This is a genomic window from Neisseria sp. DTU_2021_1001991_1_SI_NGA_ILE_055 (assembly GCF_032342915.1).
Lineage (GTDB): Bacteria > Pseudomonadota > Gammaproteobacteria > Burkholderiales > Neisseriaceae > Neisseria.
In genome coordinates, this window is sequence record NZ_CP135440.1 from 1266077 (window position 1) to 1284779 (window position 18703).

An 18703-nucleotide genomic window follows, 5' to 3' on the forward strand; every position below is an offset into this window, starting at 1 on the left:
TTATTTACGTTAAAATATGCTTTTTTTTGATAATAAGGCCGTCTGAAAAAGGCGGAAACTAATTATGACTGAACAACATACACACGCTTCCACCTGGAAGAGCAAAATCAATGCTCTCGGCCCGGGTATCATGATGGCTTCGGCGGCAGTCGGCGGCTCGCACCTGATTGCCTCCACGCAGGCAGGCGCACTTTACGGCTGGCAGCTTGCGCTGATTATTATTCTGACCAACCTGTTCAAATACCCGTTTTTCCGCTTCAGCGCACATTACACGCTGGACACGGGCAAAAGCCTGATTGAGGGCTATGCCGAAAAAAGCCGCGTTTATTTGTGGGTATTTTTGATTTTGTGTATTGCATCGGCAACGATTAATGCCGGTGCGGTCGCCATCGTTACCGCCGCCATCGTCAAAATGGCGATCCCGTCGCTGACTTTCGATGCCGGCATGGTGTCCGTCATGATTATGGTTTCCTGCCTGCTGATTTTGGCAAGCGGCCGCTATAAAGCATTGGACAACGTTTCCAAAATCATCATCGTCAGCCTGACCATCGCCACCGTCGCCGCAGCCGCCGTGGCCATGTCTCGCGGCATGCAGATGAAACCCGACTTTATCGAGCCTACCCCGTGGACACTGGCAGGCTTGGGCTTCCTCATCGCGCTGATGGGCTGGATGCCTGCGCCGATTGAAATTTCCGCCATCAACTCTTTGTGGGTTACCGAAAAACAACGCATCAACCCTTCCAGCTACCGCGACGGCATTTTCGACTTCAACGTCGGCTACATTACCAGCGCGATTTTGGCGGTTGTCTTCCTCGCCTTGGGTGCATATGTCCAATACGGCAACGGCGAAGAAGTGCAAATGGCGGGCGGCAAATATGTCGGCCAGCTGATTAATATGTACGCCGTGACCATCGGCGACTGGTCTCGTCCATTAGTGGCATTTATCGCCTTTGCCTGTATGTACGGCACGACGATTACCGTAGTGGACGGCTACGCGCGCGCGATTGCCGAACCGGTACGCCTGCTGCGCGGCAAAGACAAAACCGGCAATGCCGAATTGTTTGCATGGAACATTTGGGTAGCAGGCTCAGGCTTGGCCGTGATTTTCTGGTTCAACAGCGCAATGGCCGAGCTGCTCAAATTCGCCATGATTACCGCTTTCGTTGCCGCTCCCGTGTTCGCTTGGTTGAACTACCGCCTCGTCAAAGGCGACAAACGCCACAAACTGACCATGGGCATGAACTTCCTCGCCATTATCGGTTTGATTTATTTGACCGGCTTTACCGTTTTGTTCCTGCTGAACCAAACAGGCATCTTGGCTGCGCCTAAATAAGTACATATGAAAAAAGGCCGTCTGAAACTTCAAAACAGGTTTCAGACGGCCTTTCCAATCCATCATATCTTTTTGAATTTTCATTCAAACCCATTATAATAACGCCTTATTTCGCCGTTGCAGACCACTCGACGGCATCCGTATTTTGGAAAATTTATGAAGCCGTCTATCTTAGAAAAACTACAACAACTCAGCGACCGACTGGAAGAAGTCACGCATTTGCTCGGACAGCCTGAAGCCACGTCCGATATGGACAACTACCGCAAACTCACGCGCGAACACGCCGAATTGACGCCCGTGGTCGAAGTGTTCCAAAACTATCAACTGGCGCAAAGTGACTTGGCGGATGCCGAAGAAATGCTGTCCGACCCTGAAATGAAAGACTTTGCCGCCGAAGAAATCGAAGCGGCGAAAGCCAAAATCGACACGCTCGATACCGAATTGCAAAAACTGCTGCTGCCCAAAGATGCCGACGACGACAAAAACATCTTCATCGAGGTGCGCGCCGGAACGGGCGGCGACGAAGCCGCGCTGTTTGCAGGCGATTTGCTGCGTATGTACAGCCGCTACGCCGAGCGCAACCGCTGGCAGGTCGAAATCGTTTCCGCCAACGAAAGCGAGTTGGGCGGCTATAAAGAAGTCATCGCCCGTATCGTCGGTTTGGGCGCGTACAGTCGTCTGAAATTCGAATCGGGCGGCCACCGCGTACAGCGCGTCCCTGCCACCGAAAGCCAAGGCCGTATCCATACTTCCGCCTGCACCGTCGCCGTCATGCCCGAAGCGGATGAACTGGAAGACATCGAGTTGAACCCCGCCGACCTGCGCATCGACACCTTCCGTGCATCCGGCGCGGGCGGTCAGCACATCAACAAAACCGACTCCGCCGTCCGCATCACCCACCTGCCCACCGGCATGGTGGTCGAATGCCAAGACGGCCGCAGCCAACACGCCAACAAAGCGCAGGCGATGAAAGTCCTCGCCGCCCGCCTGAACGACGCGCAAAAACGCGAAGCACAAGCCAAAGAAGCCGCCGAACGCAAATCCCTCATCGGCAGCGGCGACCGCAGCGAACGCATCCGCACCTACAACTACCCCCAAGGCCGCGTGACCGACCACCGCATCAACCTCACCCTGCACAAACTGGATTTCGTGATGGACGGCGATTTGGAAGAAATTACCAACGCTCTGATTGCCGAACATCAAGCCGAGCTTTTGGCGGCAATGGGGGATTGATGGATTTAGTCCGTTACGTTTATACTTTTCAGACGGCCTGATGGCATATGTCAGCATGACCGTATATATGTTAATCCCAAAGTGATAAAATGCAGCACCAGCTGCGCCCCAGCAACACCCTTCTACAATTAACGAAAGAGAGGACACAAAATGGCAAAAATCCTGATCGCACCGGTATCTACCGGCCTGAGCGCCGATGCAGCGGCAAAAGCATTTGCAGCGGCATTGAATGCACAAGTTTTCCAAGCCGTTGACTCCACTACAGAAGCCCTGTTGGCTCAAGGCAAGAGCGACGACTGGTTTGACGCACTTGTCGGTAAAGTTGCAGCATTGAACGCAGATAACCTCGTTATCGAAGGCATCACTCCTGATGCAGACAAATTGTTCTTGGCAGGCAAAAACGTTGAATTGGCGCTGTCTTTGGACGCAGGCGTTGTATTGGCGCTGAAATCCGACAACACCGACGCAGCCGCCATCGCCCAACAATTAAACCTCACCAAACAGCTCTACACCAACTCCCCGGGCTTATTGGAAGGCTTTATCATTGACGGCGCAGCCGCTGCTTTAGGCGCACAAGTTGCCGAGCAAACCGGCCTGACTTTCTTCGGCTCCAGCGACAAACTGCAAGATGTATCCGCTTTGGCTAAACGCGAAGCCAAACGCCTGTCTCCAGCCCAATTCCGTTACAACCTGATCGATTTTGCCCGCAAAGCCGATATGCGCATCGTTCTGCCTGAAGGCGCAGAACCGCGTACCGTCGCCGCTGCCGCCATCTGTCACGAAAAAGGCATCGCCCGTTGCGTACTGTTGGCTACCCGCGAAGAAGTTGAAGCCGTAGCGAAAGAGCGCGGCATTTCCCTGCCTGATTCTTTGGAAATCATTGATCCTGCTTCTTTGGTTGAGCAATACGTCGAGCCAATGTGCGAATTGCGCAAATCCAAAGGCCTGACTCCTGAAGATGCCCGCAAACAGCTGCAAGATACCGTCGTACTGGGCACCATGATGATGGCTCAAAACGACGTGGATGGTTTGGTTTCCGGTGCAGTCCACACCACTGCCAACACCATCCGCCCTGCCCTTCAACTGATTAAAACCGCTCCGGGTGCAAGCCTCGTATCCAGCGTATTCTTCATGTTGCTGCCTAACCAAGTATTAGCATTTGCCGACTGCGCGGTTAATCCGAACCCAACGCCTGAGCAACTGGCCGACATCGCCATCCAATCTGCCGACAGCGCCAAAGCTTTCGGTATCGATCCAAAAGTGGCCATGATTTCCTACTCCACCATCAACTCAGGCAGCGGCCCTGATGTCGATGCTGTGATCGAAGCCACCAAACTGGCGAAAGAGAAACGCCCTGATTTGGCTATCGAAGGTCCGTTGCAATACGATGCAGCTACCGTTCCATCTATCGGCAAATCCAAAGCTCCGGGTAGCGCTGTTGCCGGTCAAGCAACCGTTTTGGTTTTCCCAGACCTCAATACCGGCAACTGTACTTACAAAGCCGTACAACGCAGCGCCAACGTCCTGAGCGTAGGCCCGTTGTTGCAAGGTTTGCGCAAACCGGTTAACGACTTGTCCCGCGGCGCATTGATTGAAGACATCGTCTTCACCATCGCCCTGACTGCCGTTCAAGCCAAACAAATGCAAGGCTGATTGACAAGCTGATGCTTTGAAATCAAAGGCCGTCTGAAACCGATGTTTCAGACGGCCTTTCGTATCTTTGCGCCAACTATATTATAATTCGCCATTATTTTCTGAAAGACTGCCCCGATGACTGCCTACCAGCAACAACTAGCCGACAAAAAGCAATATCTTCAGCAACTTTTCCAAGGACTGGATTGCCCTGAAATCGAAGTCTTTGAATCTCCGGAACAGCATTACAGGATGCGTGCCGAGTTCCGTATCTGGCATGAGGGCGGCGAAATGTTTTACGCCATGTTTGAACGCGGGCAAAAGGCAAGCGGGGCAAGCCTGATCCGTTGTGACCAATTTCCTGCCGCGTCCGAATCCATCAATGCATTGATGCCGAAACTGATTGAAGCCGCATCCAATCATCCCGAGCTGAAAAACCGCTGGTACGCCGTCGAATTTTTATCCACTTTAAGCGGCGAAATGCTGGTGACCATGATTTACCACAAGAAGCTGAACGAAGCATGGCAACAAGCCGCGCAAGAGCTGGCGCACGATTTGGGCATCCACATCATCGGCCGCAGCCGCGGACAAAAAATCGTATTGAGCCAAGATTTCGTAACCGAAGCATTGACGGTCAACGGCAAAACCTTCCGCTACCGTCAAATCGAAGGCAGCTTTACCCAACCCAATGCCCAAGTGTGTCAAAAAATGCTGACTTGGGCGTGTGATGCCGCACAAAACCTAGGCAAAGACCTGCTTGAGCTATATTGCGGCAACGGCAATTTCACCCTGCCGCTTTCGCAACATTTCAATCAAGTGCTGGCAACCGAAGTTTCCAAAACTTCCGTCAACGCCGCCCAGTGGAATATTGAAGCCAACCAAATTACCAATCTCAAAATCGCCCGCCTTTCTGCGGAAGAGTTTACTGAGGCCTACACGCAAAACCGTGAATTCCGCCGCCTGCAAGAACAAGGCATCGACTTGAAAAACTATGATTTTTCAACTATTTTCGTTGATCCTCCGCGCGCCGGTGTCGATGATGAGACGCTCAAATTGGTTGCCCGATTCGACAACGTTCTCTATATTTCCTGCAACCCTGAGACCCTGCGTGCCAACCTCGACACGCTCTGTCAAACCCATACCATCGAACGCGCCGCCCTGTTCGACCAATTCCCATTTACCCACCATATCGAAAGCGGCGTTTGGTTGAAGAAAAAATAAAACCATACAAAAAGGCCGTCTGAATGTTCAGACGGCCTTTAATTAACAGCATATTAAGCGATTTTCAAATCAATCCGCTTCCAAAACCACTTTCATGGCTTGGTTTTCAGCAGCATGTTTGAATACATCGTAAGCTTTTTCCAATTCGCTGAATTTGAAATGGTGGGTCATCATTTTGGTGTAATCCACTGAGCTGCTGGAAATGGCTTTCATCAGCATTTCGGTGGTATTCGCGTTAACCAGGCCCGTTGTGATGGCAAGGTTTTTAATCCACAGTTTTTCCAGTTTGAAATCAACGGATTGACCATGCACACCAACCACAGCAATATGGCCGCCGGGTTTCACAATGTCTTGGCACATATTCCAAGTCGCAGGGATACCGACCGCTTCGATGGCGCAATCTACGCCGTCTTCGCCAACGATATCAGTAACTTGCTTGCTCACATCGCCGGAAGCAGGGTTGATGGTATGGGTTGCGCCCAATTCTTTCGCTAGTTTCAAACGGTTTTCGTCCATATCGCAAACGATGATGGCGGCAGGGCTATACAGTTGCGCAGTCAACAACGCAGACATACCGACAGGGCCTGCACCTGCGATGAATACGGTATCGCCAGGTTTCACATCACCGTATTGCACGCCGATTTCGTGGGCGGTCGGCAAAGCATCGCTCAACAGCAAGGCAACTTCTTCATTGACGTTGTCAGGCAGCGGAACCAAGCTGTTGTCGGCATAAGGCGTACGGACGTATTCGGCCTGAGTACCGTCAATCATATAGCCCAAGATCCAACCGCCGTTGCGGCAGTGTGAATAAAGTTGGATTTTACAGTTGTCGCAAGTACAGCATTTGCTGACACATGAAATAATGACTTTATCACCGACTTTGATGTTTTTTACAGCATCGCCGACTTCTTCTACAATACCGATGCCCTCATGACCGAGAATGCGACCGTCGGCAACTTCAGGGTTTTTACCCTTCCAAATACCCAAGTCGGTACCGCAAATCGTGGTTTTAACGATTTTGACGACTGCATCGGTCGGATCGATAATTTGAGGGCGGGGTTTTTCTTCAAAACGGATGTCGTTTGCGCCGTGATAAACCATTGCTTTCATGTGAATCTCCTTGAGTGGTTAATAAACTTTAACAATACTGCGTAAATCCACGTTAACTATATTTATATACCCCTCCGCCAGATAAGTCAATCCTGATTATTATTTTGTATGTTATAGTGTAACATACTGTTTTTAAAATAAATAATTAAAAAGAAAATATTAATGAACACACCCACATCCTTCGCGCGACGACTCATTGATTGGCAACGGCAACACGGCCGTCACGATTTGCCTTGGCAGGTCAAAGATCCTTATTCCGTCTGGCTTTCAGAAATCATGCTCCAGCAAACGCAGGTTGCTACCGTATTGGACTACTATCCGCGTTTCTTAGCCAAATTCCCAACCGTACAATCACTTGCCGCCGCGCCGCAAGACGAGGTTTTATCTTTATGGGCGGGCTTGGGCTATTACAGCCGCGCACGCAACCTGCACAAAGCCGCGCAACAAGTCGTCGAACAATTCGGCGGCACGTTTCCGTCGGAGCGCAAAGACTTGGAAACGCTCTGCGGCGTAGGCAGAAGTACCGCCGCCGCCATTTCTGCCTTTGCTTTCAACCGCCGCGAAACCATCTTGGACGGCAACGTCAAACGCGTTCTCTGCCGCGTGTTCGCCCGCGACGGCAATCCGCAAGACAAAAAATTTGAAAACTCGCTTTGGTCGCTCGCCGAAAGCCTGCTGCCGTCTGAAAACGCCGATATGCCTGCCTACACGCAAGGCTTGATGGACTTGGGCGCAACCGTCTGCAAACGGACAAAACCTTTGTGTCATCAATGCCCTATGGCAGACATCTGCGAAGCAAAAAAGCAAAACCGTATTGACGAGCTGCCGCGCAAAAAAACCGCCCTTGAAGTACATACCCTGCCGCTTTACTGGCTGATTATTCGTAACCAAAACGGCGCATTATTGCTTGAAAAACGCCCTGCCAAGGGCATTTGGGGCGGTCTGTATTGCGTACCCTGTTTTGAAAAATTAGACGATTTGTATGCTTACGCCGAACGCTTCGGCATTGTTTCAGACGGCCTCGAAGAACAAACCACGTTTACCCACCGCCTGACCCACCGCTTATTGATGATTACCCCTTTTCAGACGCAACAAAGGCCGTCTGAACATCTTTCAGACGGCCTTTGGGTATCATCGGAACATTTGGCAGATTATGGTTTGCCCAAACCTTTAATCAAATATTTGGCTAAAGGCTAAACCGCCCTATTCCACAATCTCTTTAAATACAACTTCTTTCCCGCCGCGAATCAGCACTGCAAACCCATCGCCAATCTGCCAACGCGAGCTTGGATTGGCGTACTCGACACCCTGACTGCGCAAGCGGACTTGCACCAGTTTCTCAACCGTATTGCCTTCACGCAGCTCAACCATCATCGGGCTGTGGCTGTTGATATAAATTGCAGTAATCGTCCGACCTTGTGCGGATTGATAACGGACAGAATACGTCTGCGCCTGTGCAATGACCGGTAAAGGCGCGTCAGGGCGCACGGCTTTATACGAGCCGCACGCAGCGCACAAACCCACGCACAAAGCGCAGATGATTTTGTTCAACATAGGCATAGATTAGTAATGGTGATGCGGAATCTCGCCATCAAGACGGTAATAAGTGCCGCAATACGGGCATTCAATCTCACTGTTGGACTGAATCGGCAAGAACACGCGCGGATGGCCGTTCCATGTTTCATGATTAGGGCCGGAGCAATGTAGCGGCAAATCCTGCGGCTTGATGACTACAACGTTTTTTTCAGACTGTGTACTCATGGTTTGGTTCCTCACTATGTTTTCTTATCTTCCGATATTGTAAAGCAAAACGGCCGCTAGGTTCAGACTGAAAACATTATATAATCACTTTTTTCAGACGGCCTTTGATGATGACTACCCTGCTCCGCCTTCAAGATTTCGATACTTCCGATTCCGCTTCATTTCTTTATACACTCAGTGCAGCCTATTTGGATCACACCGAACAGACAGGCGACGAGGAAATGTCTAGCCTCAATGACGAACAGCATACATTGACAGCCCTTTGCTACCTCGACAGCCAAGTTCAAGAAGGCGGCTTTGTTCAGCTTATCGCTTCAGGATACGGAGAATACATCTTCTGCAACCCGGTTGCCGACAGCCTGCGCCGCTGGCGCATCAAGCCGATACCGAAAATCCTAGACAAAGCCAAAGCCCTGTACGAAAAACACGGCGAAGCCATTGAAAAAATGGCAGACGAGCAAAGGGATTTCGACGAAATCCGTAAAGCTTTCCCCGATTTTGAAGAGCTTGACGGCGATTATTATGACGTTGCCGACGAAGACTTGGAAGCCGCAGCGGCCTACGTTCAAGCAAATTGGGATAAATTTGCCAAACTGTCAGACTGAAACCATAAAACTTTGCCGGTTTGAATCATCTGTTCAAACCGGCAAAATCATCAATACATCGAATTAACGTTTGTTTTTCTGATAAATCGGCATCACTTCAGGCAACATTTTGCGGATTGCATTGATACGCGCCTGATTAGTCGGGTGGGTCGACAAAATAGACAATGAGCTGCCGCCCTGTACTTTGTTCATTTTTTCCCACACGCTTACCGCAGCCTCAGGGTTGTAGCCTGCTTCAGCCATCAAACGCACACCGCCAGCATCCGCCTCGCTCTCCTGATGGCGTGAGAACGGTTTGGTTGCCAACAAATCTGCACCCAAGCCAACCAAATCGCCATCCACGCCGGTTGAGCTGGCCAAAATCGAACCGCCCAAGCCGGTCAATACTTGTCCACCCAAAGCTTTTTTACTGTGTTCCAACAAAGCATGGGTCATTTCATGGCCGACAACAGCGGCAATTTCAGCATCCGTCAGCTTCAATTTTTCTACTATGCCAGTGTACACGGCCATTTTACCGCCCGGCATGGCCCATGCGTTCATTTCATCACTGCGGATAACGTTCATCTGCCAGTTGAAAGGCACACCGGTTTTGTTGGCGCGCTCAGCATGAGGACGCAGACGTGCAAACACGCGTTGAACGCGTTGAGCGGTTGGAGATGAAACATCCAAAGCTTTTTGACCACGTGCGTTTTGAATGACTTGTGAGTAACTTTTAGCTGCGTCTTCATTTAAAGTCGCAGTATCGTAGCCAACCATATCCGCTACAGAAGTACAGCCGGTCAACGCCAAAATCACGCCCATGCCGGCCCAATATTTTTTATTCCATTTTTTCAACATGTTTTCTCTCTGTGTTTTTAAGTTAATGTAACGACATTGTACCCAAATTTAATACACTTTACACAAAAGGCCGTCTGAACGGTTTCAGACGGCCTTTAAGCGTAACATTTAAGAACGGCGCTGCAACATCCAAGACTCAATCTTACGCGCATCGTTCACGCGGGTTGTAGAAGACGGAGAGTTGAGCAATACGATGGTAATCGGCTGATTCTGTACATTGGCCTTAACCACCATAGAACGTCCGGCTTCACGGATATAGCCGGTTTTCTGCAATTCGATATTCCAGCTGCCCTCACGCACTAAGGCGTTGGAGTTTTTGTAGTTTTGGCGGCCGTTTGCCGTCAACACCGAGCCGTAATTTGAAGTCGAATTTTTACGGATTAACGGATATTTGCTGGCTGCCGCAACCATACGGTTCAAATCGCGTGCAGTGGAAACATTTTGGAAATTCAGACCGGTAGGCTCATAGAAACGGCTGCTGGTCATACCCAGGCTTTGCGCTTTGGCATTCATGGCCGCAACAAACGCACTCATACCGCCCGGATAGGTACGGCCCAATGCATGGGTAGCACGGTTTTCACTACTCATCAGGCTCAAATGCAACAACTCGCCGCGCGTCAGCGTCGTGCCGATGCTCAAACGGCTGCCCGTACCTTTCAAACGGTCGATTTCAGCCTCGGTAATCGTGATAGGCTCGTTCATATCGAGATGCGCATCCAAAACCACCATTGCGCTCATCAATTTGGAAATAGAGGCAATCGGCATGACACGATCAGGGTTTTTCTGATACAGCACTTCACCGGTTTTATTATTGAAAATCAAAGCAGATTGCGAAGAAAGCAAAGGACCGGCCAAAGCAGCCTGAGCTTCGACTTGGTCGGCATGGCTCAACGCAAAAGCTTCCATCGGGTCATTTTGAACTGGGAAATTTTGCTCTAAAAATTGTCCCAATACATCCATATCATCGGCAACGGCAGGCGCAGAAGCAAAGGCCAATGCCACACCTGTCCATACCATTCCTAAAGTTTTATAGAATTTCATATCTGCCAATTCAAAAAAATACATTTAATTCAACATTCTGTTAAATTTTTCGGCAATTGTAAAGCGAGTTGAGAAAACTTTGCGTTTGTTTGCGAGATATTCAAATCCAGTGCCCTCATCTGTTTCTCAGACGATACGGCGCGATACCTGCTCTGATTTGAAAAAACACAAGATAGTCATTATACTTAGGCACCTTTGTCAGAGGCATTCCCTCAATCCGGCAATACGCCCGAAATATCTGTTCCCCCTTTACAACACAGCCTCCATACAACCATACGAAGAAATTATTATGTCTGAAGAAAAACGCACCTGTTCATTCTGCGGAAAGTCTGAAAACGACGTTAAAAATCTGATTGAAGGCGAACACGCCTTCATCTGCAACGAATGCGTGGAAACTTGCGGCCTGATGCTGCAAGACAACGAGTCCGGCGAGATTGAAAACGAATTTGCCAAAGCAAAAGAAGAAAACGCCGAGAAAAAACTGCCTACCCCTGCCGAAATCGTTGCCAACCTCAACGACCACGTTATCGGCCAGGAACACGCAAAAAAAGCGTTGGCGGTATCGGTTTACAACCACTACAAACGCCTGCGCCACCCGAAAGCGGAAGGCAAAGTGGAATTGTCCAAATCCAACATCCTGCTCATCGGCCCTACCGGCTCAGGTAAAACCCTGTTGGCGCAATCTTTGGCGCGCAAACTGGATGTACCTTTTGTCATGGCAGATGCCACAACTTTGACCGAAGCCGGTTATGTCGGTGAAGACGTCGAGCAAATCATCACCAAACTTTTGGGCAAATGTGATTTTGACGTTGAAAAAGCCCAGCGCGGCATTGTTTATATCGATGAAATCGATAAAATTTCACGCAAAAGCGACAACCCGTCCATCACGCGCGACGTATCCGGCGAAGGCGTGCAACAAGCCTTGCTGAAACTGATTGAAGGCACGGTAGCCAGCGTTCCTCCTCAAGGCGGACGCAAACATCCGAACCAAGAATTCATCAACGTTGATACCACCAACATCCTCTTTATCTGCGGCGGCGCATTTGCCGGCTTGGAAAAAGTCATCCGCCAACGTACTGAAAAAGGCGGTATCGGCTTTGGTGCAGCGGTGCACAGCAAAGATGAAAACGCCGATATTTCAGCCCTGTTTGAAACCGTCGAGCCTGAAGACTTGATTAAATTCGGCTTGATTCCCGAACTTATCGGCCGTCTACCTGTGATTGCCACATTAGCAGAATTGGACGAAGATGCTTTGGTTAACATTTTAACCGAACCGAAAAATGCCTTGGTCAAACAATATCAAACCTTGTTTGAAATGGAAGATGTCGGCCTTGAGTTTGAAGAAGACGCTTTGCGCAGCATCGCCAAACTGGCAATGGAACGCAAAACAGGGGCGCGCGGCCTGCGCTCTATCGTCGAACGCTGCCTCTTAGACACCATGTATGCCCTGCCAGATTTGAAAGACGTAGCCAAAGTCGTCATCAATAAAGAGGTCGTGGAAAAAGGCGATCAGCCAAAACTTTTCCGTGAAGACGGCAGCGAATACAAGCAATAAGGTTTATTCTTCGAAAAAGACGTGTACCCATTACACGTCTTTTTTATTTTCTTAATAAAACCAAAACCATATTTTCTAATGATGGCCTTATACATGAAAAACAAAGGCCGTCTGAAACATATTCAGACGGCCTTTGTCTTCAAGTTGCTCTACAGCCTGCTTTCATCCGGAGTATTGATGAGCGAGACTACCTTGAATTTTATGAAGCTTATTTTTTCACTTTTTTAGCAGCTTTTTTTGCAGGAGCGGCTTTAGCAGCAGGCTCGGATGCAGCAGCTTCAGGAGCAACAGCCTCAGGTGCTGCTACCGGTTCAGAGGCAGCAGGCTCGGAAGCAGCTGATTCAGCGGTACGTTGATAGCCTTTGTCTTTCATGCAGGCATCAAACACAGCGCGGTCAGCATTTTCACCAGATGCCTGTTGGCATTGGGTCATTGCTTCTTCAACAGTGACGCGTGGCGCTGCCGCTTCTTCAGCAGGTTTGGAAGAAGAACAAGCTGCCAACATCAAGCTACCGGTTGCAAGAGCGATCAATAAAGTTTTCATAATTGTATATTCCTAAATTTTAATTTTATGGTTTACCGTTAAACGGGAGATACAGGCTGTCAACCAGCCCTGCACCTCAATATTGAGTACCCAATTCCAATTTAGTTTCATTTTAGCCTGTAAGTTTTTGATAAATTAATCCTATTGACGTTAAGACAAATGCTTAATCCTCAATAAACTCAAAACCTTGCCGATCAATTTATTTTTCTTCTCTTAGACTCTAAAATATCAAAATCAGGCCAATCAAAGCTGTCGCCATCATTTGGGGAGTCCTTCGTTTTATGGCATAATGGACTACTTGACGGATTTTCCGTACCCCATTTTTTTCAAACCGCAGAATCGACACCATACTGCGGTTTGTCCATTTCAGAATCAGATTTTTTCAGACGGCCTTATTATGCAAAAGGCCGTCTGAACAGAAAGCCGCTATCATGAATCCTTTCTCTTCACTCGGTTTAGGCAGCGAATTAGTCTCTGCCCTGACCGATCAGGGTTATGAAAACCCGACGCCTATCCAGGCCGCAGCCATTCCTAAGGCGTTGGCCGGACACGACCTTTTGGCCGCAGCACAAACCGGCACAGGCAAAACCGCCGCCTTTATGCTGCCCAGTCTCGAACGCCTGAAACGCTACGCCACATCCAGCACCTCCCCGGCCATGCACCCCGTCCGCATGCTGGTATTGACCCCGACCCGCGAACTGGCCGATCAAATCGATCAAAACGTACAGGCATACATTAAAAACCTTCCTTTGCGCCACACCGTCCTCTTCGGCGGCGTCAATATGGACAAACAAACTGCCGACTTGCGCGCCGGTTGCGAAATCGTTGTTGCTACGGTTGGCCGACTGCTCGACCACGTCAAACAAAAAAACATAAATTTAAACAAAGTTGAAATCGTTGTACTCGACGAAGCCGACCGTATGCTGGATATGGGTTTCATCGACGATATCCGCAAAATCATGCAGATGTTACCCAAACAGCGACAAACCCTGCTTTTCTCCGCCACTTTCTCACCGCCTATCCGCAAGCTTGCACAAGATTTTATGCACACACCTGAAATGGTCGAGGTGGCCGCGCAAAACACCACCAACGCCAATGTCGAGCAACACATCATTGCCGTTGATGCACTTAAAAAGCGCAATCTGCTCGAACGCCTGATTGTTGATTTGCATATGAATCAAGTTATTGTTTTCTGCAAAACCAAACAAAGCGTCGATCAAGTTACCCGCGACCTCGTCCGCCGCAATATCGCCGCGCAATCCATCCACGGCGACAAATCCCAACAAAGCCGACTGGAAACCCTCAATGCCTTTAAAGAAGGCACATTACGCGTTTTAGTTGCCACCGACGTTGCCGCGCGCGGCCTGGATATTGCCGAGTTGCCTTTCGTCATCAACTACGAGTTGCCGACCCAACCCGAAGACTACGTCCACCGCATCGGACGTACCGGCCGGGCCGGTGCTGACGGCGTTGCGATTTCCTTGATGGATAAAACCGAACAAAAAATGTTTGAAGCCATTAAAGAACTGACCGGCAGCGATTTGAAAGTAGAACGCATCGAAGGCTTCGAGCCGCATTGGTGGGGCAACGGCAACCAAGATGAAGCTGAAACACACCATAATCAACACAACGACAGCCGCTCCCGCCGCGATGACAGAAACAAACGCAGCGAATATGCGAGCAAGTCGGACAAAAACTCGAAAAAAACAGAAGACAAAAATGACCCGGGTATTGCCTGCGGCAAAATTGCCGGCAGAACACGCCGCAGCCGTCACGAGCGTCAGCCTTGCGCCCTGCTCCAGCCTGGTTTTGGCGTAAAATAAACCACGCTGTTTTGTACTAAAAGGCCGTCTGAAATATACTTTCAGACGGCCTTTTATTAAACCTAAAATAAAAAGGACGTGATGAACACGTCCTTTATTTATCCGTTTCAGACGGCCTCGGTTATTTAAGGCCGTCTGAAAATCGGTTTACCTTGTTACATTAAACATTCACGGTCTCGGCTACTTCGTTGTAGCTGTCGATTTCGTTGAAGTTCATGTAGCGGTAGATTTGGTCGCCCTGCTCGTTAATGATACCAATATTGGCTTGGTATTCTTCAACAGTCGGGATTTTACCCAGTTTGGAGCAGATTGCTGCCAACTCAGCCGAGCCGAGGTAAACAAAGGTGTTTTTACCCAAACGGTTCGGGAAGTTACGGGTAGAAGTAGACATTACAGTCGCGCCTTCATGTACTTGTGCTTGGTTACCCATACACAATGAGCAACCCGGCATTTCCATACGCGCGCCTGCACGGCCGAGTACGCCGTAGTGACCTTCGTCAGACAACTCTTTCGCATCCATTTTGGTTGGAGGCGCCATCCACAGACGCACCGGGATGTCGGTTTTACCTTCCAAGAGTTTGGAAGCTGCGCGGAAGTGGCCGATGTTGGTCATACAAGAACCGATGAACACTTCGTCGATTTTGGTGCCGGAGCGTTCAGACATGAAGCACACGTCGTCAGGGTCGTTCGGGCAGGCAATAATCGGCTCTTTAATGTCGTCCATGTTGATTTCAATCACGGCGGCGTATTCGGCATCTTTATCCGCTTCGAGCAGCTCCGGATTTGCCAACCATGCTTCCATGGCTTTGATACGGCGTTCCAAAGTGCGCGGATCTTGATAGCCGTTGGCAATCATGTTTTTCATCAACACAATGTTGGATTTCATGTACTCGATAATCGGCTCTTTATTGAGCTTCACAGTACAGCCTGCTGCGGAGCGTTCGGCAGATGCGTCAGTCAATTCAAAGGCTTGTTCCACTTTCAAATCAGGCAGGCCTTCGATTTCGAGGATGCGGCCGGAGAAAATGTTTTTCTTACCGGCTTTCGCAACGGTCAGCAAACCTTGTTTAATCGCGTAAAGCGGAATGGCGTTTACCAAATCGCGCAGGGTTACGCCCGGTTGCAGTTTGCCGCTGAAGCGTACCAATACAGACTCAGGCATATCGAGTGGCATTACGCCAGTAGCTGCTGCGAAAGCAACCAAGCCGGAGCCGGCTGGGAAAGAAATACCGATAGGGAAACGGGTGTGGCTGTCACCGCCGGTACCGACTGTATCAGGCAACAACAGACGGTTGAGCCATGAGTGAATCACACCATCGCCCGGACGCAGAGCCACACCGCCGCGGGTGGAAATAAAGGCGGGCAGTTCTTTATGGGTTTTCACATCGACAGGTTTCGGATAAGCAGCGGTGTGACAGAAAGACTGCATCACCATATCGGCGGAGAAGCCCAAACAAGCCAAGTCTTTCAGCTCGTCGCGGGTCATCGGGCCAGTAGTATCTTGCGAGCCAACAGTCGTCATGCGCGGTTCGCAGTAAGTACCCGGACGTACGCCTTGTCCTTCGGGCAGACCGCAGGCGCGACCGACCATTTTTTGGGCCAAGGTGAAACCGGCTTTGCTTTCGGCAGGCGCTTGAGGCAAACGGAATTCGGTAGAAGCAGGCAATTTCAGTGCTTCACGCGCTTTGGCAGTCAAACCGCGACCGATAATCAGGTTGATACGGCCACCAGCTTGCACTTCATCCAGCAATACTTGGGATTTCAGGCTGAATTCGGCAACGGTTTCGCCGTTTTTCACGATTTTGCCTTCATAAGGCAGGATATCGACGACATCGCCCATTTTCAGCGCGGAAACATCGACTTCAATCGGCAATGCGCCTGAGTCTTCTTGAGTATTGAAGAAAATAGGAGCAATTTTGCCACCCAGGCATACGCCGCCGAAACGTTTGTTCGGTACGAATGGGATGTCTTCGCCTGTATGCCAAATGACGGAGTTGGTCGCGGATTTGCGTGAAGAACCGGTACCGACCACGTCGCCGACGTAGGCAACCGGATGGCCTTTGGCTTTGAGTTCTTCCAACAATTTAATCGGACCAACTTCGCCCGGTTTGTCAGGTGTGATGCCGTCGCGCGGGTTTTTCAGCATGGCCAGCGCGTGCAGCGGAATATCGGGACGGCTCCATGCGTCGGGCGCGGGAGAGAGGTCGTCTGTATTGGTTTCACCGTCAACTTTGAAGACGGTAACAGTGATTTTTTCAGGAACTTTGGCACGAGAAGTGAACCATTCGGCATCTGCCCAAGATTGCAATACTTCTTGCGCGTATTTGTTGCCTTTTTTGGCTTTTTCTTGAACATCGTGGAAAGAGTCGAACATCAGCAGAGTGTGTTTCAGACCATTTGCAGCGATAGGCGCAAGTTTGTTGTTGTCTAAGAGTTCGATTAAGGCGTGGATGTTGTAACCGCCGAGCATGGTACCCAACAGTTCGGTCGCATATTCGGGGGAAATCAACGGGCTGGATGCGCTGCCTTCGGCAACGGCAGCCAAAAATGAAGCTTTGACTTTGGCGGCATCGTCCACACCGGGCGGTACGCGGTGAGCCAACAGCTCAACCAAGAATTCACCTTCGCCGGCAGGTGGATTTTTCAGCAGCTCAACCAAATCAGCGGTTTGCTGAGCAGTCAGAGGAAGGGCGGGAATACCAAGGGCAGCGCGCTCGGCGGCGGCTTTACGATAGGCTTCTAACATCTCTTTGTTCCTTTTTCTGTTTTTTCTTCTGGGCAGTTGCAAATGATTTGCAGTTAAAGATTGTAAACAATCCTTTTAAGCATCATAGACCAGTTTTCAAAAAATGGGAACAGTTATGTTACTGAATGTAATAAATTTAAACTATTTTATTTAATGTGTTAATAGTCCAATTTATCTCAAGCCGCCCTCTTCTACGCGTTTTAACCAAACAAACGGGAAACTTCGGCTGATTTTTTACGGTACGGCAAGATGATTTCAACGCGGAACAGGCCGTCTGATTGGATGCTTCTGATTTTTGCATCGGTGTCATACATCAAAGTCAGGCGCTCTTTCAGGTTGCGTAAGGCCATAGAATTGCCTTTATGCGGCTTGGTATTTTCATTAGGTTCCGTTCCGCACGGATTCTCGATACTGATGAAAATAGAGGATTTTTCCAATTTTGTTAATACCGTAATTATTCCTGGGCGGTGGGTGGATTCGACACCATGGAATACGGCATTTTCCAAAAGCGGCTGCAGCAGCAGATGCGGCGTTTCCGCATCGTCGGGTGCATGGTGTTGCCACATAACCTGTACGCGCATATGCCCCATGCGGATTTGCTCGATGGCAATATATTCCTGCGCCCACTCGATTTCCTGCCCCAAGGTACTATTTTGACTGCCGTCACGCAACTGTGCGCGAAACAGGTTGGCCAGATTTTCCAACAGAGTTTCCGCATCATACGGACGCAGACGAATTAAGCTGATGGCGGCATTTAGGCTGTTAAACAAGAAATGCGGACGGATACGCGCCGTCAACGCGCTCAGCCTGGCTTCGGAAATGGAAGGCGCAAGGCTGTTGCGGCGGGCGGCTTCGATGTACATGAAACTGAAACAAAAAAAGGTCAGTAAAAAGAAGTGTTGAATCAGCGGCCACATCTCTGTCTTCAAAATCACTACATCGACAAACAAAAAAATCAGCAGGTTGGAGACGTAGGAAATCACGACGCTGTACTGCGAGCGAAGCAGGGACGGCGCAAATGCCTGTAAAAAATAGACCTTAAGTAAAATTAAGAGGATGACGGGGCAAGCCCATGAAAAATGTTGGAAAATCTGTTCCGGATAAGGCACGCCCGATACCGTCATCAACGGAAAGATAAACAAACTGATTAACAAAACAATAAGCAGGCGCACCAAAGTTGCGGAATTGCGCAAATCCGGCACTGCGAAATTCTGGTTTATTTGACGTATAATAGACATGATTTCAACCGTTTTCTTTCATAA

Annotated in this window: 16 protein-coding genes; 8 read left to right on the forward strand and 8 right to left on the reverse strand. The window is 49.6% G+C overall.

From position 1 onward, the window contains the following. Positions 1 to 64: 64 nt before the first annotated feature. The 4 genes from RRV97_RS05930 to trmA all read left to right on the forward strand — a co-directional run bounded on the left by RRV97_RS05930 (position 65) and on the right by trmA (position 5419). Positions 65 to 1333, forward strand: coding sequence for an Nramp family divalent metal transporter (locus RRV97_RS05930; RefSeq protein WP_004519380.1), 1269 nt, complete (start codon positions 65 to 67; stop codon positions 1331 to 1333). 156 nt (positions 1334 to 1489) lie between these two features. Then, entirely contained in the window at positions 1490 to 2566 is a 1077-nt protein-coding gene (gene prfA / locus RRV97_RS05935) for a peptide chain release factor 1 (RefSeq protein WP_009174477.1), read from the forward strand. A 150-nt stretch (positions 2567 to 2716) separates the two neighbouring features. Beyond that, positions 2717 to 4219 (forward strand): phosphate acetyltransferase, encoded by a 1503-nt coding sequence (pta, locus tag RRV97_RS05940; RefSeq protein WP_315610995.1) that lies wholly within the window; start codon positions 2717 to 2719, stop codon positions 4217 to 4219. A gap of 117 nt (positions 4220 to 4336) precedes the next feature. Continuing rightward, complete coding sequence (gene trmA / locus RRV97_RS05945) at positions 4337 to 5419, forward strand: tRNA (uridine(54)-C5)-methyltransferase TrmA (protein WP_315610996.1); 1083 nt, start codon at positions 4337 to 4339, stop codon at positions 5417 to 5419. Positions 5420 to 5488: 69 nt separating this feature from the next. Here trmA and RRV97_RS05950 read toward each other — a convergent pair whose 3' ends face one another. Next, complete coding sequence (locus tag RRV97_RS05950) at positions 5489 to 6529, reverse strand: zinc-dependent alcohol dehydrogenase family protein (protein WP_315610997.1); 1041 nt, start codon at positions 6527 to 6529, stop codon at positions 5489 to 5491. A gap of 162 nt (positions 6530 to 6691) precedes the next feature. Between RRV97_RS05950 and mutY the strand changes: the two genes are divergently transcribed. Further along, complete coding sequence (mutY, locus tag RRV97_RS05955) at positions 6692 to 7726, forward strand: A/G-specific adenine glycosylase (protein ID WP_315610998.1); 1035 nt, start codon at positions 6692 to 6694, stop codon at positions 7724 to 7726. A gap of 6 nt (positions 7727 to 7732) precedes the next feature. Here mutY and RRV97_RS05960 read toward each other — a convergent pair whose 3' ends face one another. Continuing rightward, positions 7733 to 8089, reverse strand: coding sequence for a hypothetical protein (locus RRV97_RS05960; protein ID WP_315610999.1), 357 nt, complete (start codon positions 8087 to 8089; stop codon positions 7733 to 7735). A 3-nt stretch (positions 8090 to 8092) separates the two neighbouring features. Then, complete coding sequence (locus tag RRV97_RS05965; RefSeq protein WP_003745781.1) at positions 8093 to 8290, reverse strand: zinc-finger domain-containing protein; 198 nt, start codon at positions 8288 to 8290, stop codon at positions 8093 to 8095. Between the two features lie 110 nt (positions 8291 to 8400). Between RRV97_RS05965 and RRV97_RS05970 the strand changes: the two genes are divergently transcribed. After that, positions 8401 to 8895 (forward strand): DMP19 family protein, encoded by a 495-nt coding sequence (locus tag RRV97_RS05970; protein WP_315611000.1) that lies wholly within the window; start codon positions 8401 to 8403, stop codon positions 8893 to 8895. A gap of 63 nt (positions 8896 to 8958) precedes the next feature. Here RRV97_RS05970 and RRV97_RS05975 read toward each other — a convergent pair whose 3' ends face one another. Together RRV97_RS05975 and RRV97_RS05980 are read right to left on the reverse strand one after the other, a co-directional pair. Beyond that, the gene (locus RRV97_RS05975) at positions 8959 to 9732 is read right to left on the reverse strand and encodes a M48 family metallopeptidase (protein ID WP_049348957.1); all 774 of its coding nucleotides are present in this window, start codon (positions 9730 to 9732) and stop codon (positions 8959 to 8961) included. Positions 9733 to 9840: 108 nt separating this feature from the next. After that, positions 9841 to 10749, reverse strand: a complete 909-nt coding sequence (locus RRV97_RS05980) for a serine hydrolase (RefSeq protein WP_410505886.1) — start codon at positions 10747 to 10749, stop codon at positions 9841 to 9843. A 313-nt stretch (positions 10750 to 11062) separates the two neighbouring features. Between RRV97_RS05980 and clpX the strand changes: the two genes are divergently transcribed. Next, positions 11063 to 12328, forward strand: coding sequence for an ATP-dependent Clp protease ATP-binding subunit ClpX (gene clpX / locus RRV97_RS05985; protein ID WP_315611001.1), 1266 nt, complete (start codon positions 11063 to 11065; stop codon positions 12326 to 12328). A gap of 208 nt (positions 12329 to 12536) precedes the next feature. Here the strand turns inward: clpX and RRV97_RS05990 are convergent, their stop codons facing one another. After that, positions 12537 to 12872: a hypothetical protein gene (locus RRV97_RS05990; protein ID WP_003745772.1), complete on the reverse strand. Its 336-nt coding sequence runs from the start codon at positions 12870 to 12872 to the stop codon at positions 12537 to 12539. A gap of 431 nt (positions 12873 to 13303) precedes the next feature. On the opposite strand from RRV97_RS05990, the gene RRV97_RS05995 reads away from it, so the two are divergent. Then, complete coding sequence (locus RRV97_RS05995) at positions 13304 to 14695, forward strand: DEAD/DEAH box helicase (RefSeq protein ID WP_410505871.1); 1392 nt, start codon at positions 13304 to 13306, stop codon at positions 14693 to 14695. 160 nt (positions 14696 to 14855) lie between these two features. Here RRV97_RS05995 and acnB read toward each other — a convergent pair whose 3' ends face one another. Together acnB and RRV97_RS06005 are read right to left on the reverse strand one after the other, a co-directional pair. After that, a complete protein-coding gene (gene acnB / locus RRV97_RS06000) occupies positions 14856 to 17441 on the reverse strand; it encodes a bifunctional aconitate hydratase 2/2-methylisocitrate dehydratase (protein ID WP_315611002.1) in 2586 nt (861 codons plus the stop codon). A gap of 200 nt (positions 17442 to 17641) precedes the next feature. Continuing rightward, a complete protein-coding gene (locus RRV97_RS06005) occupies positions 17642 to 18679 on the reverse strand; it encodes a sensor histidine kinase (protein ID WP_311476282.1) in 1038 nt (345 codons plus the stop codon). Positions 18680 to 18703 lie beyond the last annotated feature (24 nt).